31 protein-coding genes are annotated in these 19,950 nt (G+C 47.8%); all 31 read right to left on the bottom strand.

Annotation, left to right across the window (positions count from 1 at the left end; all coding sequences use genetic code 11):
- Positions 1-9: 9 nt before the first annotated feature.
- Positions 10-384, bottom strand: coding sequence for a hypothetical protein (locus ACZGCQ_RS03245; protein WP_214855693.1), 375 nt, complete (start codon positions 382-384; stop codon positions 10-12).
- 2 nt (positions 385-386) lie between these two features.
- Positions 387-1,421, bottom strand: coding sequence for a major capsid protein (locus tag ACZGCQ_RS03240; RefSeq protein WP_214855691.1), 1,035 nt, complete (start codon positions 1,419-1,421; stop codon positions 387-389).
- Positions 1,422-1,436: 15 nt separating this feature from the next.
- Positions 1,437-1,811, bottom strand: coding sequence for a head decoration protein (locus ACZGCQ_RS03235; protein WP_481265385.1), 375 nt, complete (start codon positions 1,809-1,811; stop codon positions 1,437-1,439).
- A complete protein-coding gene (locus ACZGCQ_RS03230; protein WP_481265384.1) occupies positions 1,808-2,878 on the bottom strand; it encodes a head maturation protease, ClpP-related in 1,071 nt (356 codons plus the stop codon). Before ACZGCQ_RS03230 ends, ACZGCQ_RS03235 begins: the two co-directional genes overlap by 4 nt.
- On the bottom strand, positions 2,868-4,445 hold the full coding sequence (locus tag ACZGCQ_RS03225; protein ID WP_481265383.1) for a phage portal protein: 1,578 nt from the start codon (positions 4,443-4,445) through the stop codon (positions 2,868-2,870). Before ACZGCQ_RS03225 ends, ACZGCQ_RS03230 begins: the two co-directional genes overlap by 11 nt.
- A gap of 16 nt (positions 4,446-4,461) precedes the next feature.
- Positions 4,462-4,677, bottom strand: coding sequence for a DUF6148 family protein (locus ACZGCQ_RS03220; protein WP_336798567.1), 216 nt, complete (start codon positions 4,675-4,677; stop codon positions 4,462-4,464).
- Positions 4,678-4,690: 13 nt separating this feature from the next.
- Entirely contained in the window at positions 4,691-6,514 is a 1,824-nt protein-coding gene (locus ACZGCQ_RS03215) for a phage terminase large subunit family protein (protein ID WP_481265382.1), read from the bottom strand.
- Positions 6,459-7,055 (bottom strand): hypothetical protein, encoded by a 597-nt coding sequence (locus ACZGCQ_RS03210; RefSeq protein WP_481265381.1) that lies wholly within the window; start codon positions 7,053-7,055, stop codon positions 6,459-6,461. The genes ACZGCQ_RS03215 and ACZGCQ_RS03210 overlap by 56 nt, the downstream gene beginning before the upstream one ends.
- A gap of 400 nt (positions 7,056-7,455) precedes the next feature.
- Positions 7,456-7,749 carry a hypothetical protein gene (locus tag ACZGCQ_RS03205; RefSeq protein ID WP_481265380.1) on the bottom strand — a complete coding sequence of 98 codons (294 nt, stop codon included), beginning with the start codon at positions 7,747-7,749 and terminating at the stop codon, positions 7,456-7,458.
- 437 nt (positions 7,750-8,186) lie between these two features.
- Positions 8,187-8,633: a hypothetical protein gene (locus ACZGCQ_RS03200; RefSeq protein ID WP_481265379.1), complete on the bottom strand. Its 447-nt coding sequence runs from the start codon at positions 8,631-8,633 to the stop codon at positions 8,187-8,189.
- 33 nt (positions 8,634-8,666) lie between these two features.
- Positions 8,667-9,584, bottom strand: a complete 918-nt coding sequence (locus ACZGCQ_RS03195) for a DUF4747 family protein (protein ID WP_481265378.1) — start codon at positions 9,582-9,584, stop codon at positions 8,667-8,669.
- A 221-nt stretch (positions 9,585-9,805) separates the two neighbouring features.
- Positions 9,806-10,264, bottom strand: coding sequence for a hypothetical protein (locus ACZGCQ_RS03190; RefSeq protein WP_481265377.1), 459 nt, complete (start codon positions 10,262-10,264; stop codon positions 9,806-9,808).
- Between the two features lie 169 nt (positions 10,265-10,433).
- Positions 10,434-10,790, bottom strand: coding sequence for a hypothetical protein (locus tag ACZGCQ_RS03185; protein WP_481265376.1), 357 nt, complete (start codon positions 10,788-10,790; stop codon positions 10,434-10,436).
- A gap of 73 nt (positions 10,791-10,863) precedes the next feature.
- The gene (locus tag ACZGCQ_RS03180) at positions 10,864-11,430 is read right to left on the bottom strand and encodes a 3'-5' exonuclease (protein WP_481265375.1); all 567 of its coding nucleotides are present in this window, start codon (positions 11,428-11,430) and stop codon (positions 10,864-10,866) included.
- Positions 11,431-11,883: 453 nt separating this feature from the next.
- Entirely contained in the window at positions 11,884-12,384 is a 501-nt protein-coding gene (locus ACZGCQ_RS03175) for a dUTP diphosphatase (RefSeq protein ID WP_481265374.1), read from the bottom strand.
- Positions 12,381-12,827, bottom strand: coding sequence for a hypothetical protein (locus ACZGCQ_RS03170; protein ID WP_481265373.1), 447 nt, complete (start codon positions 12,825-12,827; stop codon positions 12,381-12,383). The genes ACZGCQ_RS03175 and ACZGCQ_RS03170 overlap by 4 nt, the downstream gene beginning before the upstream one ends.
- Positions 12,805-13,140 (bottom strand): hypothetical protein, encoded by a 336-nt coding sequence (locus ACZGCQ_RS03165; RefSeq protein WP_481265372.1) that lies wholly within the window; start codon positions 13,138-13,140, stop codon positions 12,805-12,807. Before ACZGCQ_RS03165 ends, ACZGCQ_RS03170 begins: the two co-directional genes overlap by 23 nt.
- A 77-nt stretch (positions 13,141-13,217) precedes the next feature.
- Positions 13,218-13,931, bottom strand: coding sequence for a hypothetical protein (locus ACZGCQ_RS03160; protein WP_481265371.1), 714 nt, complete (start codon positions 13,929-13,931; stop codon positions 13,218-13,220).
- Between the two features lie 78 nt (positions 13,932-14,009).
- Positions 14,010-14,459 (bottom strand): replication terminator protein, encoded by a 450-nt coding sequence (locus tag ACZGCQ_RS03155; RefSeq protein WP_481265370.1) that lies wholly within the window; start codon positions 14,457-14,459, stop codon positions 14,010-14,012.
- 15 nt (positions 14,460-14,474) lie between these two features.
- Complete coding sequence (locus ACZGCQ_RS03150) at positions 14,475-14,786, bottom strand: phage antirepressor KilAC domain-containing protein (RefSeq protein ID WP_481265369.1); 312 nt, start codon at positions 14,784-14,786, stop codon at positions 14,475-14,477.
- A 46-nt stretch (positions 14,787-14,832) separates the two neighbouring features.
- Positions 14,833-15,069 carry a hypothetical protein gene (locus ACZGCQ_RS03145; protein ID WP_214855652.1) on the bottom strand — a complete coding sequence of 79 codons (237 nt, stop codon included), beginning with the start codon at positions 15,067-15,069 and terminating at the stop codon, positions 14,833-14,835.
- Positions 15,066-15,374 (bottom strand): hypothetical protein, encoded by a 309-nt coding sequence (locus tag ACZGCQ_RS03140; RefSeq protein ID WP_481265368.1) that lies wholly within the window; start codon positions 15,372-15,374, stop codon positions 15,066-15,068. Before ACZGCQ_RS03140 ends, ACZGCQ_RS03145 begins: the two co-directional genes overlap by 4 nt.
- A gap of 62 nt (positions 15,375-15,436) precedes the next feature.
- Positions 15,437-16,000, bottom strand: a complete 564-nt coding sequence (locus ACZGCQ_RS03135) for a Holliday junction resolvase RecU (protein WP_481265367.1) — start codon at positions 15,998-16,000, stop codon at positions 15,437-15,439.
- 101 nt (positions 16,001-16,101) lie between these two features.
- Complete coding sequence (locus ACZGCQ_RS03130) at positions 16,102-16,554, bottom strand: hypothetical protein (protein ID WP_214855640.1); 453 nt, start codon at positions 16,552-16,554, stop codon at positions 16,102-16,104.
- 38 nt (positions 16,555-16,592) lie between these two features.
- A complete protein-coding gene (locus tag ACZGCQ_RS03125; RefSeq protein WP_481265366.1) occupies positions 16,593-16,931 on the bottom strand; it encodes a hypothetical protein in 339 nt (112 codons plus the stop codon).
- Positions 16,932-16,986: 55 nt separating this feature from the next.
- Positions 16,987-17,958: a DnaD domain protein gene (locus ACZGCQ_RS03120; RefSeq protein ID WP_481265365.1), complete on the bottom strand. Its 972-nt coding sequence runs from the start codon at positions 17,956-17,958 to the stop codon at positions 16,987-16,989.
- A 25-nt stretch (positions 17,959-17,983) separates the two neighbouring features.
- Positions 17,984-18,304: a hypothetical protein gene (locus ACZGCQ_RS03115; RefSeq protein ID WP_336798550.1), complete on the bottom strand. Its 321-nt coding sequence runs from the start codon at positions 18,302-18,304 to the stop codon at positions 17,984-17,986.
- Positions 18,305-18,359: 55 nt separating this feature from the next.
- Entirely contained in the window at positions 18,360-18,509 is a 150-nt protein-coding gene (locus tag ACZGCQ_RS03110) for a hypothetical protein (RefSeq protein ID WP_336798549.1), read from the bottom strand.
- Positions 18,510-18,611: 102 nt separating this feature from the next.
- Positions 18,612-18,908, bottom strand: a complete 297-nt coding sequence (locus ACZGCQ_RS03105; protein ID WP_336798548.1) for a hypothetical protein — start codon at positions 18,906-18,908, stop codon at positions 18,612-18,614.
- A gap of 25 nt (positions 18,909-18,933) precedes the next feature.
- On the bottom strand, positions 18,934-19,206 hold the full coding sequence (locus tag ACZGCQ_RS03100; RefSeq protein WP_336798547.1) for a hypothetical protein: 273 nt from the start codon (positions 19,204-19,206) through the stop codon (positions 18,934-18,936).
- 13 nt (positions 19,207-19,219) lie between these two features.
- Entirely contained in the window at positions 19,220-19,897 is a 678-nt protein-coding gene (locus ACZGCQ_RS03095) for a BRO family protein (RefSeq protein ID WP_481265364.1), read from the bottom strand.
- Between the last annotated feature and the right edge of the window lie 53 nt (positions 19,898-19,950).

The following is a 19,950-nucleotide window of genomic DNA, read 5'->3' as shown; positions in this document are numbered from 1 at the left end:
GACGTGACCTTACTCGTCTTCAAGCATCGCAAGGAACGCATCCGCTTTTCCTTCTTCGATGATCTTTTTGATGGCTGCTTTTTTCGACGTCACCTTGTCTAAGTCGACCTCGTGAAGAAGGGCATCCGTCTTTAGTTCTTCGAGCGTCCAGTTCGCGTCGAGTTCTTTCACGAGTGCTTCTTCGTCCACCGGAGAGGCAGATGATTTGCCCGGATTACTTGCACCGTCGTCCGCTTCGGATTCGTTCGGTAGACCGACGACGAACGCAAGTCCACCTGAGACGAGCACTTCCGTCTCCTCTTTCGAGAACCCATCGACGACTGCGTTAACTGGATATCGTTTCCCTTGGAAGCGAACACCTGTCGTGAATTTAAGTTTCGTCATGGTTACACCACCTTCGCTGAGAACCACGCATCGATGTCGTTCGGCTTCGGAATCGGGCGACTCGACAAGCGCATCATGACCGCTTCCGCATTTTCATCTGCCCACATTTTCGGGACGCGTGATCCTTCGTATGTCTTGAACGTTTTGTCTTCGAGTTGGGTGACCGCTCCATAGACGAACGTACCGAGGTTCGGTGTTCCGAGCAGAACGTGATCTTGTGGAACGAATGGCTTCATTACGCCTAATTCATCTTTGTACCACGCATCGTACGTGTACAGGTCGAGACCGAACTCAGCGAGACGACCAATAAACGTCGTACCATCCGCTTGGACACTCGGCTTCAGTTCGCCGAAGTTCATGTTCCGGATGTCGAGGAGCTTCCGCATGTTTTCATCGTTGCGAAGCTTTTGCATCGCTGTACGACCGAGAACCATTACCGTCGGAGCGACACCCGTCTTTTGGATGAGGTCTAGACGCCATTCTTCGATTTGCGCGTAGATGTCGCCACCTGCGCCCCACTGTTCTGCACCGACGAGCTCTTCCTTGTTCGTGAACGAGTAGTCGAGCATCTGTTCGACGAAGCGTTTGTCATCCGAGTCCGTGTATCCTTTGAGGATGGCTTTTCCGTAGAAGAGGATTTGTGCAGCCATCCATTCTTCCCGGCGGCTGATCATCTCATCGAATTCTTGCATGTCCTTCGCGACGATCTCCGATTGACGTTGCGCGGGTGTCTTCGTGCTGATGACGTTCTCTCCGTATCCGCGAGACGAGATGTCATCAATCGTCACCGGACGTTGTGGCGCGATACGTGGTGCTTTGTATTTATCTGTCCGGAATCCTTCACGTTCAATCGTGACTCCACCGACGCGTGGCGCGACGAATGGTGCCATCTTCTGTGATCCTTTTTTAACATCGAGCAATACTTCCTCCGTGACGAATGTCTCGACACCTGGGAAGAACGTGTCTTTCAAGAATGAACGCACGGGTGGCATTTGTTCTGCTGCTTTCAGCAACGTGAGCGTTTTGTACAACGGCATGTTGGTTCCTCCTAATTAAAGTTTATCTTTGAGATAAATTCCGACTTCTCGTAAACGTAGTTCATGATCTTCGACGACGTCACCAGTACCGACGAACATCGCCTTGCGGTTGAAGCTTCCCGATGAATAGGCGACTTCGACGAGTGTGCCTGTCGTGTTCGTATCGACGTCATTCGCAAGTACGCAATCCGCTTTGTTTGATCCGTCTACCGCGTCTTTATCGACCGGTACCGCTTTTCCTGTCGCCGTGACGATACCGAGTACCGTTCCGCGTAACAAGACACCTTGATTCAACTTGAGTTCGACACCCTTGGTTGATAACGGGTGTGTCGTGTCATAGATCAACTCATCTGTATTGGATTGATCGACCGTCTCGATTAATTTCTTCATGCTCGTTTCCCTCCTCCGAATGCCGCGACAAGGTCATTGACTTGTTCGTCGTCTTTCGTTGCATGTTGATTCGAGGCATCGCCGCCTGGTACCTTGTCCATGTCGGATGCATCTTTCGTTACGTTCTCTAAGAAATGGTCTTTCGCTTGTTGCGCATTGAGTGACGCGCTGTTCAGGATCTTCATTGCCGTGTCACCTGCAGTAGCGTTAGACACGAACTTCGCGTCATGAATGATTTCGTTGAAGGCTTCCGCTGAAATGTCTTGTGGTTTCTTCAAACTGTCGATGGCTTCGATACGCTTGCCCTCTGCTGTGACACCTTCCGCTCGTCCAAGTGCGATGACTTGTTCGAATAGTGCTGGGTGTTCATTTTTTAACTCTTCTAATTCCATGTTCGAATTGCCCTCCTTCTGATTCGACGGTGTCGTCGATGCTACTGGTTTATTGGTCTGTGCATCCGGTCGGAACCGGGTATCATTACGAATCTTGTCGATGAATGCTTGAGGCAACGTGATCGAGTCCGTCGAAGCGACGGCTTGAATCGGACTATCGAATAACACTTCATCGACCAAACCATTCTTTAACGCCTGTTCTGCCGTGAACCATGTCTCTTCGTCCATTAATGCCAGCAATTCCTCGTCCGTCTTGCCCGACTTCAACCGGTATGCTGCAGCAATCGTCTTGTTCGTATTCTTCAAGAATTCTGCCGTGTGCTGCATATCGCGATGGTCTCCCATTTGAATCGTCGAAGCGTTATGAATCATCATCTGCGCCGTCGGAGTGATGCGAACGACCTTACCGGCCATCGCAATGACGGATGCCGCACTAGCCGCTAGACCAACGATCGTGACTGTGACCTCCCCAGCATAGCTTTTCAAGGCATGATAGATTTCCGATGCATCAAAGACAGATCCGCCACCACTGTTAATTTCGATATCGAGTGCCTCACCGTTCGCTTGCTCAATCAAATCCGCTACCCGTTTCGGGCTCGTCGCTTCCATCTCGAAGTAATCGTAGATCCATTGACTTGACGTCGGAATGATGGGTCCTTTGATATTAATTTTCATCTTGTTCACCTCCCTTCTCGTCCTCTGTCATCACCAGTTGCCCACTGGCGTCTGTCACGAGATTGCCTTCGCGACGTAAGCGTTCCTCTGCGACCCGCAATTCATGATTACGGAACCAATCCCCGCCACCTAAAGCGACCGTTTCTTGCGTCCGTGTCGTGAAGCCATTGTTGACGCGCTTCTCAGCGGCATTCACTTCTTTCAGGGGATCGAGTTGTCCTTGCGAAGGACCATTCCATTCTGCTTGGGTATATGCTTTGCGAATCAGTGGATCCGTGAAGAATCCAGGAGCATCGATACGCCCTTTGGCGACCGCTTCGGCTAAGAATTCTTCGTAGATCGGCTGACAGAAGGAATCCGCCATCCATTGCCGGCGCATCTTGAACATCTTCCATGCCTCAAGCAATGCCCCACGCGAGGCTGAATAGGACGATGTGAAGTTCTTCATCAGGACTTCATACGGGATTTCGAGAGCCGCGCCGATTTGCCGGCACATCGCCGTGACGAACCCGTCGAAGTTGGCATTCGGTCGTCCCGGACTCGCTTCTTGGACCTTTTCTCCTTCTGCTAGGAAGTTCACTGTTCCGGTACCGAGCTCGATTTGTGTCTCATCGCTTCCAGCAAGTTCGTCTTCCGGAGCGATGCTTCCGAAATCATCGGTCTCGCTATCTCCATCCGTCGTGATGAACACCGAATAGAAGGCATTGATGACCGCTGCCATTAATTCCGCATCACTGTATCGGGCAAGTTGTTTCATCGTCTCGATGACAGGTGCTAAGACTGGAACGCCACGTCGTTGTTCCGGTCGTTCCAGCTCAATCAAATGCAAGACGTTCGCACGTCCTGTCTTCTTGCCGAACTTCTCGATGCGTTTCCACTTATTGATGGCACCTGCAATCGAATTCGGATGGCGATCCGCAATGTGATAGGCGATGACTTCACCGGTTAAATTGATTTCGACCCCATTGACGACTTTAGTATCAATCAAGGAGACGAACTGATTCGGATCACTGACCCGATCCGCTTCAATCAATTGAATACGTAAGTCATATGGCATGTTATTACGTGGAATCAACGGAAGCAGACAAAATGTGTCACCACTCATCATCCATGAGAGGAAGGCGAGTTGTTGCAGTTGATAAAAATTACTCATGCGTTGTGAATCGCAATGAATCGAGTCTGCCCAAAGCGAAAACTCGCGTTCGACCTTCGTTTCCCACTGGTCCGCTTGCTCTCGGGTCATCCCGAGGAAATCAGCATCGATTTGCGCATTCAGCTTCAGTCCGGATCCGATGACGTTTGTCCGTAATGTTTTAAGTGCACCTGTCGCTAATGGTGCTCCCATGTACAAGTCGCGTGACCGTTCCCGTAAGGTGGGAATGTTACGTTCGATGTCTTCGAGTGCTGATCCGCTATTCGTCAACCAACCAATCATGCTGTTCTTTTTCCCGCTAGCGCCATGATTTCCGTAACCTTCGTTCAGAACCGCTTGCTTCTTACGCGCCAACGTTCGTTCCAGTCCAGCACGTGGATTGAAATAACTGATCATATTGTCAATTAGGTTCACCTAACATTCCCTCCTTTCATAAGTCACGTGGAATAAACCGTTTCGCACGTCTTCGCCGGACACCTTGCATCGCACCGACCCGCTTTTCCCAGTACGCAATCTGTCCTCGGATTTCTTTGAGGTTCGCTCGCGTCAACGAACGTGATCCGATCGTATAACTCTGTCCTGTCGAGACAGCTAATTCTGCTTTGTACCACGCATCCAGATGTAACCGGGCTCGTTCTATTGGCATCAATTCTTCCACATCACGTCACTCCTCTCGTCGACTTCCGTCGTTTCTTCTTACGTTTGACCGTCCCGATGGCATATTCTTTCTCCAAGTTCGGGTTCAGGATTTCTAAGGCGGCAATATTATAGACGCGAACGTCGAGTGGTTCGTTTCGGTTTCTGACCTTACGCCATACCTTGTATGGAATCCCTTTTTCGTACCGTGTCTCGAGACGTTCCGCCGTGAGTCCTTTGAAGTATTCCGTTCCGTACCCGCGTCCTTCCGGGAAGTGACAATAGTTCGGACCCGCTTCTTCGAGTTGAAGGTTGGACATGATCCGTGCCTTCCCGTCATCGACACCGAGACTGACAAGGATAGCTTTTGACAACTTCGTGCGCGAATAACCGGCAACGAGTGGGGTGTAGTCACCCGGCTTCGCCGATTTCCCTCTGATGGCATAAATCCGACGGGTTTCACGGGCTTTCGTGAACCGATAGACCTCTTGCGTGAAGTGACCACCGGAGTCCATGCAAGTGCAGCTGATTCCGAACCGTCTACCGTCCTGTTTAGACCATGTCCGCGAAAGGTATTCATCGAGGTCGTTCCAGATCTGGGGCTGATTCAAGTCGCCATAGATGACTTGGTACTCGATGCCCCATGATTCTTTGCCACGTCCCCAACCGACGACTTCGATTTCGAACCGGTCATCCTGCGTATCGACGGCAGCCGTCAAGATACTGACGCCTTCCGGCACTTCCGCAACATACCGTTCACGTCGTCCATCCAGTCCGTCCGCATCGATTGCTTCGCCCTCTTCTTCCCATGTCTCGCCGAGCGACGTATTGACCCATACTTTCATCGCTTCCTGCCCTTTCTTCTTCGCTTCGAGGAATTCTGCGATGATTTCATGCCATTTCTTCCACGGGGAGACAAGTTCGTTCAAATGAAAACCCCGGCTACGTGCGCCAGGGTTCTCTTGCACCCACTTGCCGGGTTGCGATTTCCATTCGTATTCGTTGTGGACCGCTCCGCAATGTTCGCAGGCAGCCGAATGCGACTCGAAGATGATTTGTGCCCATTTCAACGGCTGATATTCTCCGCAAGACGGACATGCTAGATTCCAGCGTTCTTTCGTACTCAGTTCGTACTCGACTTCAATCCGTGATGTTCCTTTGTTGGTCGGAGTCGATACGAAAATCTTTTTCCGGTTGTAGAAGTTGTTCGTCCGTTTCTCGGCAAGCGATAACGGATCTCCCTCCGTCCCTGCCGAAACAGGAAACCGGTCAATCTCATCGGCGAGCAGGATTCGGATCGGTCGTGACGCCAGTCCACTCGGGGCATTGGCTCCGGCCATTGCAACGTAGCCACCTGGAAACGATTTCTGCAACGTTGTGTTCCCACTGTCTCGGCTCTTGGCGTCCGAGACTTTATTTTTGATGGCTGGTGTATCGCGAATCATCGGCGCCAGTCGTTCTTTCGAGAAACTTTGTGCGAGTGCGACAGTTGGCTGCATGATCATGATCGGTGCCGGGTCAAAGTCGATATGGTACCCGAGCGTATTCAGGATCAGTTCTGTCTTTCCGACCTGGGCACTCGACATGATGACAATCTTTTCGAGTTCCGGATCATTGACGGCATCCATGATGGCACGTTGGTACGGTGCTCGATCCGTTCGCCATTGTCCCGGCTCTGCTGAGGATTCCGATGACAACTTACGATAGGCGTCCGCCCATTCAGAAACGGTAAGATCCGGTGGAGGTGGTAGCGTGCCGCGTATGATGTCACGAAACAACGCTTCCGTATTCTTACTTCTTCGTTTGGCGGCCACGAGGCACCGACTCTCCATCCGATTCAATGTCATCTATCTTCGTTTCGATATCCTCGTCATCATCGAGGAGTAGTTTATCCTTGCTCATGTCGTAAAATGCCACCGGATCATATTCCGTCAGTTCCTCGAGCGCTTCGAATGCTGCATTCTTCAATATCGCCTTGATCGGCGGAATTTCCGTCTTTCCGACCAATTGTGGTGCGAATTTAGACGGAATCGACAGGATTCTTGCTCGAAATGCCCCAATCATGTCGTTCATGACTCGTTTTACATCCTCTGAACGGTGTAAATCACCGCGCATAATCTGCAATTCAAGCTCCGTTTTCTGTCGTCTCGCCCGTGTCCACAACGCTTCTTCGGTCGTTTTATCCAGTTCATCGTCCTCTTGTTCCCTCGAAATACGAAATTCAATGTACGATTTGATGGAAGCTTTTAAGTCAAAACTGCCATGCGAAACGCGAACGAGAACACCTTCTTTCGCTAATTGCTGAATTCGACGCGTCGATACGTCGAGAATTTCGCTTATTTGCGCTGTCGTGACGACAGACGCCTGATTGTCTGATTCCTTACGCACCAACGGTTCACCCACTCTCTAAAAATTATTTCCCAAGATTTCAAATGCGAAAGCGAAACGACCTTTTTCAGAATGAAACTAGTGCGTTTTCGGGCTCGTACGCACCCGTAACACTTTTTATACCGTCGGAGGACCCAAAGCACCCCCTCGTCGGCTAAACATGACGTTTCTTTCTGTCTATATGCTCCAAAGCAATCATGAAAGCGGTCCACGTCCGTCACGATCGCTTTGCAACATACAAAAAGACGCCCGAAGGCGTCTTCCCAGAGGTTGGAATGCATGATGCAGGGATAATCCCCTGCTAGAGGCGCATGATACTGATCCGTGTATGATGGTTCGGCCGCCAGACCTGATTGAATGTGTTTGATCCATCATGCGCCATTAGCAAGGGACGAACCGGTCACGACTTGAGCGTCGAACGTGCTCGCTTCATCATGCGTCGGTCTTGGTGTGCTCGATCTCTCTTCTTCATCGCAATGATCGTCGCATGTGGATGCATCATGCGTGACTTCTTCCATGTCTGCTCCCACTTCGCGTCAACGGTACGTCGCATGGATGATGTCGTCATCACTTGCGCTCGCTTGCGTATCCCTTCTAAGATCCAGTGAAGCGCGCGCTTGATGCGACCCCACACTGCCTTGATTACTGCAATGCCACGTTCGAATATATTCTTAATTTCTGTTTGTTCCTGCATGCTCCTCACCTCCTATTAGTTTGATACACATAACTATCCAAGCGAGCATGTAGCAGACGAGCGGGACTGGGGTAAGACCACAGGTATGCTGCACGGATGAGACGGGGACCTCCTCTCGCCAGGATAATTACATGCACCAAAAAACGCCCTGTCCGTTTCAGGGCGTTTCGTTCAATCATTTATGGTAGTAGATCTATCGTAGAACAACGCAACCTCAATCGCGCCCGCTTCATTCCACGTACCTAGCATAGCACCAATCCGTCAAGGAATCGTATCAACACTGTATCAAAAGAGTATTAAAAGTGTATCAACTCTTTTGATACATATTCTCTCTACTTAGCTTTTTCAAATTTATGAATTAATCAATACTTTTAATTGCTGTATAACATAAAAAGGCACCTTTTCAGGTGCCACAGACTATTCACAAGTAGATTTTATCACTTTATTTTTTTATCTTTTACGATAAACAAAGCAAAAAGTGACAAGACAGTTACTCCACCTGCAATGATTACTCCCAAAAGACTAGCTGACCAAAAACTGAATAGAAATCTATCTATCCAAGTATTTAATCCTTTGAACAAAAGAGCAAATAGTCCAACAAAAGAAAAAACAAATGAATAAAGAATAGAGGTCATTAACCATCTAATTATTTTTTTGTCAGTACCTAGTTCAATCGTGATTTGCATAAATCTCGAAAAAGAACCACTCTGCAGTAGGGCAACTGCTGCAACAAAAAAACCTAAACTCGAACTCCCTAAACCAATTGAATAACCCACGATATCGTTATAGTTCTCTATATCGTCAAAATCTAATGGTATAAAAAAGAAAAAGAGAATAAAACAAAGTATCGGAGGAAAAACTTTCCCAGAAAGAAAGACTTTCACTATTTAATCCTCCTTTCATTGTATACAGACAACTTATTGACTACTCATACTCGATCTGTATCGTTGATCAAGAACACCCACATTGTTGTTGAAAATAACTTTTATGGCATCAAGAATTACATATTCTGTTATCTTTTTACCTTTAGTTAATTCAACATCATGGAAATCTGTGAGTCTATCTTTCAGTAGATCTAAAGTTTCTTCAATGTCATCATGCTCAGCGACTGCTTTTGCAGAACTAAGACCTTTTCCAAGCAATTCTTTTAACTGTTCTACCTTTTTAACAACCAGATTTTTATCTAAATCATGGCCTCTGATTTCAATACGAATAAACTCACTATTGAAATCATCTGCCATTAACAAATCTCGTACAATACCATTATCCTGCTGTTCAAGATTACCAACGTTTGTAGGAACCTTGTAAGCAAACGTTAGTTCTTTTACCGCTGGTGCACGCTTGAGTCTATCCAATTTATCTGGATCAGGAAGTACAGAAAGTTGATATTTTTTTGCATCTTTTACTAGATTAGTTTCTTCAAGAAGATCTCTAAGAAATTTCCCTAATCGATCGTAGTTGATTCCACCGATTCGTTTATGCAAGAAAAATACTGAAGTAAGCGGATCGAATACAAATCCTGTATGTGTGACTGGACCTTCTTCTTCACCCTCACCATGCACTTGTCTATTTCCTAGCATATCCGAAGTCACTGTTAGTTCTTTCGTATCTAGTTTCTCAATAATTCCGACCCATACGTCTCTACCTACATTAAGAAAGTTTTCTTTACTTAATTCAACTATCCGAAAATACTCTTCCTTTACTTTAATATTAATGAGTTTTTCTTCCTCATCATCATCAAATTTCTTTTTGAGAGTATCAAATAGCGTATTCATAGTACGAGGCGCTGCTTGTGATAAATAAAAAAAGGTTCCAGTGATTCTTCTAGTAGGCATTTATTTCTTTCCCTTCTAATCATTTTAGTAGACAAACAAAATATACCACAAAAAATTCATATTATTGTATTTTTGTGGTATTTGTCTACTCTGATTAGAGTAACTAAATCATATCACAAACATATGTTCCCAGAAAGCGTTTTACCCGATTATTTTCGATAAATATCTTAATGATGATAACTACAGGTATTTAAAAAAATAAAGAAAATTTTTTAATTTTATTATACATTTGTATAGCCTTTCCTAATCATTTCAGATACCTTTTGAAGCAACACACCAAAAATCTCTTCGAATCCTTTCATATTTCCTTTCACTTCTTTTTTTATAATCTCTTTGTGTAGGGGTTTAAATTGTAAAAGAAACACACCTTCCTCATATTCTCCCCTTAGTGTTTCATGAACCTTTTTATATCTCCCAGCAGATAACTCAATCATTAAATATTCTGAAAAACTGCTAGTTGTCATTGCAAAATGCCCCCAGACAACTTCTCTTACTCTAACTGTTACTTTGAAGATGTCTTCTTTATCATCTGTCACTTCTAAAAATTCATTCTCTGATACAATTTGCTTAATAAACTCTTTATATTCATCGAATTTCGGAGTTAACCCATTGAAAGAAATTTCTTGTGACAATTCCAAAAGTTCTTCTACTGATCTTTCGTATAAAGTTTTTTCTTTCATCCATAATTCCTCCTTTTTGCATATATACATTTAGACTATTTCCATTTTATTCAATCCGAAAACTTGTGTATTTGTTCAAATCAACTTTATACAAAACAGTAGGTTGATATTTTTAAGATCTATACAAGTAATAAAAAAAGCACCCACTGGATGCTTTGCTTAAGTATTTTTAACTGATTATTTCTAATCCATCATTAATCAACTTTACCAAATCTCCAGTGCCACTTGATACTGCAGCTATTGGAACTAAAATGTCTTTTAATAGTTCCTTTTTACTTGTAGCAGTCGTTTGCTCACTATTTATTATTCTTTCCACCATAAATCGAATTATAGCATCACGTTGTTCAATCGCATTTTTACTATCTTTCGCCAACTCCTCAAGTGCCTCAGTCCTGCGATAAGAATACTCTCGATCTTTAGCCTCTTGTTGAATTTGCGTTTCGATTAAACGCAAAATATCTTTAGGAGGATTACTAACCCTTTGTATTACATCGAGAACGTCAAAATTATCATCTAAATTTTTCAATTCTAATCACCCCATCTTGTTTTCATTTTATTATATACAAGTTATCTTTATAAAAAAATTTACAAGCAATTGCTCATTTCAATATTTTGTACATACTAATGAGAGCATTGAATGTCATGCGTGCATCACCCAGCGCACTATGTCGTTGTTCCCGTTCTACACCGAGAGATGTAATCAAGGCATCCAAACCTAGATTGTCCGTCTTGATGTGACCCGATAGATTAAGGAACGCTGTGATACTCATCAGGTCGATGTATCGGTGGCTCACGAGGGAACGATATCGCTTTTCATGTCCGAATTGTTTGACCGCTGCTTCGATAAATTGCTTGTCGAAGATCGTATTCTGACCGAAGAGAACGATCCGCTCCTCTGGTAAGCGATGATGGTTTAGGAAATCGAGCATATCACTGATTGCTTCTACTGCTGGTGTGGCTGCTACATCATGTGCTTCGATATCAATACCATTAATCTCAAGCGCTCGTTCTGTCGTATGATAAACGTCATGCTTGAGGTGCCATTCCTTTGATGCGATGATTTCAAGATTACGTGTCACTATAAACGCAACAGTCAATAGTGAATGCTGCGACGGATCGAGTCCACCCGTTTCTGTGTCGATGACAACTATAATTTCATTTCGCATAGTTGAACCATCCTATAATAGTTCTACTTGTAACGGCTATTCATTGCTTGATTGAGTAACAAAACTTCAAATATTACTTCGAGCACCGGTACGACGATTCTATTCTCCGCAAGCGCATATAATGTTTTGTTTCGTTTTTCAGGCTACATATTGTTTTAACTTTTTCAATCAACTCTGTAAATTTGACGTTTACTCCGTTTTATATTTCAGTCACTTCGACAGAATCGCCCTTGTACTTAACTAGTGCATTGTAAATAGCAGTCAATTCGTTTGAATTAAACATCTGATTATCCCCCTTGAAAATTTACTATTTAGCTGCTGGATAGCTCTCCACGTTCAACAAGATGCCACCCAGCTCTTCAGCCAGCTTCTCGCATTCCGCTTTATTGGCAGCCCAGGTGACGCACGTCTCTTTCGCGCCACCTTTTTCGTAGTAGATCCTGACCCACATCGTCAGTAACCGATCAAGATGCGTTCCAGGTTCGTCTCTGTCTTGGCATCGAAGACGGTGACAATTTCCTCTTCGGTCACATCGAGATGTTCCGCGATCAGTAACAGCGCACCGAAAGATCGCCGAATGTTCTTGGCATCGACTGCAGCATGACAAAGTCGCTTTAGTTCATCATTGTTCCGGATATGATAATCGTGGGCTTTGTGGAACATGGAGTGGTACCAGATTGGTCCGCTACTCGAAGCATCGACCATGGCGATACCGGCAACGAACTTCAATGCATCGATCAGTTCCTCGACGAATCGTTCTCGTTGTGGTTCTTTGACGCTCCACCACTTCCAAGCACCTTTCAATTCGTTGATACATTCCGCTGCTTCGACACGGTATGCCGTCGTCCGTTCCCAGATCGGCACTTCCGTCAATCCGTATTGATCCAATACATGCTGATCAAACTTCGATTGCTTCTCGCACAGCATGACCCATGTAGCGACTGTCAGTATCATGATTGTTTCTCCTTCGCTAATTTTTTTCGTTCTGATGGCGTTTTGAGTTTATGTTGCTTGAACCAGTTATGGACGGTCGCCACGCTACACTTTTTCAGACGACTGATTGCCGCGAGTGACAGTCCTTGCTTTTCGACCAGTCGATCCAGTTCCTCGCGTGGTGGACAAATCACTTTTGGTCGAATGACTGGTGGAGTCGGTTTCTTCGGACGCCACGTTTCAAGCGTCGTCTTTCGTGGTCGTTCTCGAATCGAGATCGGAACAGCAGACGATTCCTCATATCCTGGACACGGTATCCATTCACCGTCGATGTAGTACGCCATGCCATATGGATGATGGAAATACCGTTTCATCTCTTTAGGTTCAGCGGGTTCTGTCCGCTTGTCTAACCGTTGAATCGCTGTATTGTGCGACATGTGATCAATCAGTCGAGTATGACCCATCGCTTGAATCCCCCTGTGAATGGTTAGTGGTGTAATCCTCCGTCTGAATCGGAGGACAGTAGAGTGTTTCTCTCGTGGATGTCGTGCGTGTCGTAATCGGTGTTTGTGCCCGGAACGTCTGCTTGATTTCCGTCCGCTTCGCTTCCGTCTCTTCGCGGAGTCGTGTGAACGTCTCTTCGAACACGCGGTCGTTTGCTGTGTCCTTCTTCGCTTTCCGCTGCTTCTTCTCTTCGATCAGTCCTTTGATCAAACCGATCAGGAGTAAACCGAATAAGAAGACGAGTGTGACGATGAGTAGCCATTGCGATAACATGATTTAATCCCACTTTCTGAACGTTGTAATGAAGAACAGCCAGGACGTCCGCCTGGCATGTTCGGTTGGTAGATGATTTAAGCGATGATTGTGACTTTTTCCGCATCGAGTACGTCACTCAATTCTTCTGCGAGATACCGTTCGATGTTCTTGATGGCTTCGTTTTTCCATGCGCCACCGTCTGCTTCGAACAAGGCGACTCTCGGTCCGGACTGCATCCGGAGAACGAATTTACTCTCTGGTTGCGCGACTTCGATGAACGTCCGGTATGGAGCGAGCGTGACAGGGTTGATGACCTTGGCATCCCCGACAGTCGCGACACCTGTTTTCACCGTGACCGCTTGCGAGATACCGTCATCTCCGATTGTCCGGACATTATCTTCTTTCATCGTGCCGACGATTTTCAGGATGATTTCCTGATCGCGGTTCGGAACGAAGATCGATTGTAGTTTGATGTTGAAATCTTCCGTGTCGTAGTACGAATCGTATCGGAATGACGGGACGTAAGCGTGGGCTTGGATGAAGTGGCTGCGGTTCATATCATCGTTGAGCTTGTTCATGACTGTGACCGTTTCTGGATCCTTGATGTGGATCAGCAGACCTTCACTCGTGTCGAACTCACTTTTGATGTATTCAACAAGTGCCGTCAGTGTATGAACTTTCAACGCGTTTGCTGTCGGTGCAGTGATGGCGTGGAGGTCACGGTCGGAAACCGTGCGACCGTGTACCAGTGCAGTTTGGAATTGACCGTGATCCTTGATCCAGTTGAAAGCGTCTTTGAGTAATGACATGTGTGTATCTCCCTTTGTGTTGGATTTGGTTGATTGATGTATCGGGTGAATCCGTCGTTCGAATCGTGAGTGCAGGTATTACTGCTGTGCGGATGATGGTGCGCGGAAGTCGATGACGTTCCCGTCATGGACCAGCTCGGCATCCGGTAAGTCATGCGCTTGTTCGACCATATCAATCGGTGTTCCGACATCGTTGACGATTTCACCGTCTGGCGAGATCATCATCTGTCCAGGTGAACCCGACTTGAGTTCTTGGCCAACGACCTGACCTGCAGCATTCGTATCGATGATGATCTTCGAGCCGACCGACCGTGCTGGTGTCAACGTCGCCTTGACTTCGATGTCGACCATTGCGAGGTCGCGTTCTTCGTCTGCCGATAAGACCATTGTGATGACGACCTTGCGTTTCTTCGTCGGATCCGTGTTCTGATCCGCAATGTTCGCGTAGACCTCGTTCATAGCGATGTTGACACGTTCAGCGAGTGCGCCGTTCGCGAACTCATTCAGGTTGATTTTAGGTTGTGACATGGTGATTACCTCCGATTAGTTTGAATGGTTGTGGATGATGTCATGGATCAGGAGTCGTCCGATCTGCGTCCATTTCATCGTGACGGTCGCATCCAGTTGCCCGGTCGCATGCATGAAGGGAAACTCATTGATCGTGACGAGTCCGCGTTGTTGATGCGCGGTACACAGTTCCCAGTTCCGATTGACCTTGCGCTGGATGCCGGCTGTCTCGAGTAGCTGGTTCAGCTTTCGAGCAGTCATCCCGTATTCCCGGGCGACGGCTGTCGTCGTCATCGTCTTTCCGCTCGACATGATGTGTTCGAGTTGTAGGTCCTTTGGCATCTTCATGAGCGGCATCCTTCCTTTTTGGGTTGAAAGTACGGTAGTCGAAATATTAGATTGGCGTGTTCAGTGTCGTCGGTGGACTCGGTTGCGTGTTGACCTTGATCCAGTGCTGCCACGTGCCGGTCTTATGCAACTTGTGGCTCATGGAGCGGACGCTGGCGTGGGAGCGATCGTATCGCGCTGCATGGTCGAACAGTGCTCCGCCGGCTGCCTTCCCTGACTTGATGAGATGTGAGAGAGCGACTAGTTCGACGACCGTCCATGCCTTGTATCGTCCCTGTTTCATGCGCTCACCTCTTCACCGTTTGAAATCTGACGCAAGGTGGTGACCAACTGCAGCGTGAACGTCCGATCCTTGTTGAATCGAATGCCGTGCATGTCGTTCAGGAGTTGTTCGAGTCGCTGGATCGCGGATTCGAACTGATCCACGTACTCACTTTCCGTCCGTTCCGTTTCCAGTGCTCGGTCGAGTAACGCCATCGCCTCGACGAGGATCGTGCGTTGTCCGATCGTGCCGCTTACCCCAAGTTCTAGATAGGTGTCCTCGACGTATAGCCGCCCCCGTCGAAGACTCTTTTCTGCTGTGATCATGTGTGTATCCCCGTTTCATGATAAATTTGTTCATTTTCGTCGTGCTGCTGACTGACCCGTGTTCACTCGACTGTGCCTGTCGATTCTCGCGCATCGAACACTCGTTCCTGCTCGGTGCGTAGGTCGATGATGGCTAAGTAGTCTAGAAGGACGTGACGACCTTGCAGGACACGTTTCGTGTGATTTTTGAACCACTCGTAGGGAATCGACTTCCGTTCGGTCTGATTCGCCCAGTCCAAGGCGTCATTGGCAGACAGGTAATATGTCTCGTTGAGTGTCTCGAAGTGGATCAACAGGAAGCTGATGCCTCCGTAGTCCTGCACCCGACGCAGTTCGTCGAATTGATGGACCTCGACGTTCGTGAGTGGGAACGAGGTCTTGCTTTGCGTCGACTTCGCGTCAAAGCTGATGAATCGGTTGGCGTACAGTCCGATGTAATCCAGTCCTCCGGATCGCTCGAACCAGTATTTCCGTACTTGTCCTTTAGGACCGAGTAGGAGTTTCACTTCTGGGAACGTCTTGCGGAAGTGCGCTCGTTTTTGTAAGGCATACGTCCGAATCGTGTTGTCGAGCATCGTCTCGAAACGTTTGCCGCGGTTCTTGTAGTTCACGTGTGCCAGATGCATGCATTCCCTCCTGTGGGTAGAGATACGAGAGATCAGCCAAGTCTTTGGCGCGCTCATTCGATTCACCGAGGACGACCTTACGCCAGAGATATGTTTCGACGTCAATGATCATGAGCGTCGTTCCAGAGGTTGAAGCGATCCGCGATGATGCCAAGTAGTTTGTCCTTCGCCTTGTAGTAGGCGTTCCGGTTGCCGTAGCAGAGACTCGACATGACGACGAGGTCCGTATGCCGGAGACGCGGTCGGTACCGTAAGTCCCAGATGTCGATCAGTTCCGGTGCAATCTCCTCGAGTTCCGTCCGGATCCCGACGAGCAATCGATATTCGGCTTCTGCCAAGCGGATTTGATCGAGCACCATGACCGCCTTCTCGACGTTCGATGTGGGTCGACTGTTGCGCTGGACTTCACTCGCTTGATAGCCTGCCGTTATCGATGTTTCTGACTGCAGTTGCAAGGATGAGATGCGTGCCGGGAGCGAGAAGTAATGTCTTAACTTCGTTTCAGCCGCAGCCCGTTGCACTTTGGTGAGTTTATGCGTGACTAGTGGTTCCATTCTGCGCTCCTTCTTGCTGATGCCCAGCAGTGGTGTAGTTAACGGCCGTCACCGACTTTCTTGTGTGACCGAAGTGATGCATGCGCCGAGTCTTGAAGCAAACCCTCCGCACGGAGTTGCAGGATGACGTCGTGTGTTTCGAGCAGCATGCCATCGTATGTCCATCCCGTAAGATCGGACAGAATCGAGTAGGCGGCGCTGATCGGCTTCACGTCTTCCTCGACATGAGTGATCTGTCCGGCTCGTGTCGTGAAGCGGCGAATCTGATCCGAGATTAGGACGAGTGTTTCTTGCTCCTGTTCTCGCCGCTTGAACACGTAGGTCTTGCTATGCGAAGGTGATGCGTTCGACGGTTGAGTCTGTCCCGTGCTATTCATGTCGTGCCTCCCCAGTTCGTTTGACTTCGTTACCGCGAATTCGTTTAGCAGATCATCACTGCTCCATCCCTTTCAAGTCTTGTAAGATCGCGTTGAGCTCGTCGTCGTCCGGTACCGTGGCTGCGGCTTCCGCTTTTTGCTTCGCCTCGTGCTCCTGCTGTTTCTTCTTCTCGCCTTCGAGCCAAGCTGGTGCTTTCATGCCGGATGAGCCGCCCTGTCTTTTACTGCCACTTCCACGAGTCCTTTGCCGTTCCCTAAACGCATTCGCCTGATGACGGGCTTGTTCGACCGTCTTGACCCCTTCTTGCTCCCAAGTCGTGAGGATGCCGGAGATGTACGAGTACTTCCGGACGTTCGAAAGGGTCGCCGTCTCGATGGCGAACTGGACCAACTCGGTGCCGTAGCTCTCGACGTCATCCAGGATCTTCTCGATCGTGAACGGTGGAGCGAGTGGTTCGATGTTTTGCTTGTAGAACTCAATCAGTTCCGTCGTTGCGTCCTGCTTCGCGCCCGCGTCTACTACTACTTCTTTTTTTAGTTCTTTTGGTTCTTTAGTACCTTTATTACTTAGTAGTGGCGGGTTTTCCAAATCTGGTTTATCCACTTCTGGTTTTTCCAGTTCTGGTTTTCCCGATTCTGGTGGAACCACTTTCGGGTTTTCCGATTCTGGTGCATCAGGTTTCTCCTGTTCAGGTGGATCGTTCGCTTCAGGTTCGTTCGCAGGTTCAGTGTCGAACGTTGGAAGCTCGTAGACGACGAACTCCCATGATTTGAACTTGCCCTTCTCTCGAATAGCGACCCGTTTGATGTATCCCGCCTCGGTCAATTCCTTGATGGCCGATCGTGTACTTTCCTTCCCATCCTTGGAACGTTTGACGAGATCCGTTTCTTGAACTCTCCAATCATCTGGTAAGGACATCAGGTAGCTATGCAACCCTTTCGCCTTCCAGCTGAGCTCCCTGTTGTTCAAGAGCGTCTTGTCGATGACGACATAGTTGTCTTTTTTCTGTATTCGCATGATGGACATGTATTTCACCCCAGTCTTTCAAAAATCAGTTGTTCGGTACGATGATGTGTTCCACGCGACGGACGAGTGGTGGATCCAGCCGGTCCGTCTTCGGAATCTGATGTATGATCTTGATGTGCGTCGATGACTGTTCGATTCGTCTCAGGTCGTGCCGAATCACGTCCAGCATCGCCTGATAGGGCGAGTATTCACCTAGGACATATTCCAGGTCGTCGAGACGCTTCTGGATCACAGTCGACGTGTTATCGATGATGTTCAGTTCTTGCTGCACTGCCTGTACCGGTTCATTTTCCTTCCGGAGGGACAGCAATTGTTTCAGGTGGATCAGTCGTTCTTTCGTGCGCATGGTCTTCCTCCTTCGTCGAAGGCGTGATACACTTAAATTCCTAGGTCTAAGTGTGTCATCGCTCTTTCGAGTGATGGCATTTTTTCATTTCCTGCCGTTTGTCGTAAGCGCGTTCTGTTTTGTGTTCGAACCACATCATCGGAGTCAAGAACACGACGCCGATCACCCAAGCAACTGAAAGCATGTACGTCAGTTCCGGTGACATTTCCTCACCTCCTTTCCCGTCTACTCTTCCGTTCGTCCCACCACCAGCCACCAAATGCAATCGTGCAGGCAAAACATGCCACACCGTAGATCAGGTATGCATTCATTTCAGCAAGAACGGATCCATTCGTAAGGCATGCATCTGGTGCGTACCCGGCATGATGTGCAGCACGTGCTTCTTGTTGACAGCGTCGATGATGAAGACGGGATCTTCTTCAACCATCCGTTCAAAGTAGACCATCGCATCCGGTTCAGCTTCTCCGACCATTTCACGTGTCACATCAGCAAGGATGCTCGATACAGCGTCCTCGACGTTGATCAGAGGTTGCAATGTCGGGTTTTCGTGGAACCGATCCACGAGCGTGTTCGCTAACGTATCTAAATTTTTATAGAGTGCCATCTGACTCATCCTTTCTCGTACCTGTTCACTTCCAGACTTCGCCTCGACCCCAAGCATCCAGGTCGACCGTGTTATACAGTTTCAGCTTCGAATTGCGTGGCGTATGAAACGGAATGCCATCTCGAAGCGTATATTTATCAAGCGTCACAGCATCGATGCCGAGGTAAGATGCTGCAATCGGTCGTTGCAACCAACGGGCTTGCTGATCGGTCATTTTCTGAATGGCGCGATTGGCACTTTCCTCGAGCAAATCTTCGAGTTGCGTTTTCGAGAGTGTGACGATTTCAATCGGGTTCATGTCGAGCCTCCTTTCAGACGAGCGACGGACGCCATGACTTGACGTAAGCGAGTGCTTCTTCGAACTGGCTCTGCTTGATATCCCGGTAAGACGCGACAGCGAACGCACGCTTGATGTCACTTCCGAAGCGACCGTACACTTTCGCTTTCGAAGGATAGAGTTCGGAGTTCGTTTGCGAGATTTCATCCCACAGGGCTTCCGCACGTGATTTCTTCGCACTCTCAATCGCAAGTTGTTGACCGTAGTCCAGTGTCATCCGTTGATCGATCTTTTCGTTGAGTGTCGTAATCGCGACCTCTGTCTCTTGTTGTTTCAAAAGCATCTGCGCCGTTGAAGCAAATAATTCAGCGAATGGGATACCTTTTGGCACTTCGTATGATCCCGTACTACGAATCGACGGAAGAACATCTTCCATGATCCAGTTTTCAAATGCCTGTGCTGCAGGAAGCTTCGAGTTCGTAACAAGTCGATAAACGTCTGGTTCACGGATCACTCGTGTTTCTTGCGTTCTTCCCAAGTTATCGATGACGGGATGAAACATCCCCTCACCTTTGCAGTGTCGATTCACTGCTTTATGAGGCTCTTTGTACCCAAGTGCTTTTGCGACGTCTGAAGCGACAAACAGCGGCGCCTTACTGTCACCGATCATGCGGATAGAATTTCCTTCGAATACCTTAGTGAGTTGATTCATTTTTCCACCTCTTATTTTTTGGGAACTTAATTAAATTCGTTCCGTATTCATAT

The organism is Exiguobacterium sp. HSB13, from assembly GCF_056764755.1.
This window is presented reverse-complemented; position numbering and strand designations above follow the sequence as displayed.

What these genes read in the sequence shown, in the direction of transcription:
- ACZGCQ_RS03245 (WP_214855693.1), bottom strand. Translation starts at nt 384, where the DNA reads ATGACGAAACTTAAATTCACGACAGGTGTTCGCTTCCAAGGGAAACGA.
- ACZGCQ_RS03240 (WP_214855691.1), bottom strand. Translation starts at nt 1,421, where the DNA reads ATGCCGTTGTACAAAACGCTCACGTTGCTGAAAGCAGCAGAACAAATG.
- ACZGCQ_RS03235 (WP_481265385.1), bottom strand. Translation starts at nt 1,811, where the DNA reads ATGAAGAAATTAATCGAGACGGTCGATCAATCCAATACAGATGAGTTG.
- ACZGCQ_RS03230 (WP_481265384.1), bottom strand. Translation starts at nt 2,878, where the DNA reads ATGAAAATTAATATCAAAGGACCCATCATTCCGACGTCAAGTCAATGG.
- ACZGCQ_RS03220 (WP_336798567.1), bottom strand. Translation starts at nt 4,677, where the DNA reads ATGCCAATAGAACGAGCCCGGTTACATCTGGATGCGTGGTACAAAGCA.
- ACZGCQ_RS03215 (WP_481265382.1), bottom strand. Translation starts at nt 6,514, where the DNA reads ATGACATTGAATCGGATGGAGAGTCGGTGCCTCGTGGCCGCCAAACGA.
- ACZGCQ_RS03205 (WP_481265380.1), bottom strand. Translation starts at nt 7,749, where the DNA reads ATGCAGGAACAAACAGAAATTAAGAATATATTCGAACGTGGCATTGCA.
- ACZGCQ_RS03195 (WP_481265378.1), bottom strand. Translation starts at nt 9,584, where the DNA reads ATGCCTACTAGAAGAATCACTGGAACCTTTTTTTATTTATCACAAGCA.
- ACZGCQ_RS03190 (WP_481265377.1), bottom strand. Translation starts at nt 10,264, where the DNA reads ATGAAAGAAAAAACTTTATACGAAAGATCAGTAGAAGAACTTTTGGAA.
- ACZGCQ_RS03180 (WP_481265375.1), bottom strand. Translation starts at nt 11,430, where the DNA reads ATGCGAAATGAAATTATAGTTGTCATCGACACAGAAACGGGTGGACTC.
- ACZGCQ_RS03175 (WP_481265374.1), bottom strand. Translation starts at nt 12,384, where the DNA reads ATGATACTGACAGTCGCTACATGGGTCATGCTGTGCGAGAAGCAATCG.
- ACZGCQ_RS03170 (WP_481265373.1), bottom strand. Translation starts at nt 12,827, where the DNA reads ATGGGTCATACTCGACTGATTGATCACATGTCGCACAATACAGCGATT.
- ACZGCQ_RS03165 (WP_481265372.1), bottom strand. Translation starts at nt 13,140, where the DNA reads ATGTTATCGCAATGGCTACTCATCGTCACACTCGTCTTCTTATTCGGT.
- ACZGCQ_RS03160 (WP_481265371.1), bottom strand. Translation starts at nt 13,931, where the DNA reads ATGTCATTACTCAAAGACGCTTTCAACTGGATCAAGGATCACGGTCAA.
- ACZGCQ_RS03155 (WP_481265370.1), bottom strand. Translation starts at nt 14,459, where the DNA reads ATGTCACAACCTAAAATCAACCTGAATGAGTTCGCGAACGGCGCACTC.
- ACZGCQ_RS03150 (WP_481265369.1), bottom strand. Translation starts at nt 14,786, where the DNA reads ATGAAGATGCCAAAGGACCTACAACTCGAACACATCATGTCGAGCGGA.
- ACZGCQ_RS03145 (WP_214855652.1), bottom strand. Translation starts at nt 15,069, where the DNA reads ATGAAACAGGGACGATACAAGGCATGGACGGTCGTCGAACTAGTCGCT.
- ACZGCQ_RS03140 (WP_481265368.1), bottom strand. Translation starts at nt 15,374, where the DNA reads ATGATCACAGCAGAAAAGAGTCTTCGACGGGGGCGGCTATACGTCGAG.
- ACZGCQ_RS03135 (WP_481265367.1), bottom strand. Translation starts at nt 16,000, where the DNA reads ATGCATCTGGCACACGTGAACTACAAGAACCGCGGCAAACGTTTCGAG.
- ACZGCQ_RS03130 (WP_214855640.1), bottom strand. Translation starts at nt 16,554, where the DNA reads ATGGAACCACTAGTCACGCATAAACTCACCAAAGTGCAACGGGCTGCG.
- ACZGCQ_RS03125 (WP_481265366.1), bottom strand. Translation starts at nt 16,931, where the DNA reads ATGAATAGCACGGGACAGACTCAACCGTCGAACGCATCACCTTCGCAT.
- ACZGCQ_RS03120 (WP_481265365.1), bottom strand. Translation starts at nt 17,958, where the DNA reads ATGTCCATCATGCGAATACAGAAAAAAGACAACTATGTCGTCATCGAC.
- ACZGCQ_RS03115 (WP_336798550.1), bottom strand. Translation starts at nt 18,304, where the DNA reads ATGCGCACGAAAGAACGACTGATCCACCTGAAACAATTGCTGTCCCTC.
- ACZGCQ_RS03110 (WP_336798549.1), bottom strand. Translation starts at nt 18,509, where the DNA reads ATGTCACCGGAACTGACGTACATGCTTTCAGTTGCTTGGGTGATCGGC.
- ACZGCQ_RS03105 (WP_336798548.1), bottom strand. Translation starts at nt 18,908, where the DNA reads ATGGCACTCTATAAAAATTTAGATACGTTAGCGAACACGCTCGTGGAT.
- ACZGCQ_RS03100 (WP_336798547.1), bottom strand. Translation starts at nt 19,206, where the DNA reads ATGAACCCGATTGAAATCGTCACACTCTCGAAAACGCAACTCGAAGAT.
- ACZGCQ_RS03095 (WP_481265364.1), bottom strand. Translation starts at nt 19,897, where the DNA reads ATGAATCAACTCACTAAGGTATTCGAAGGAAATTCTATCCGCATGATC.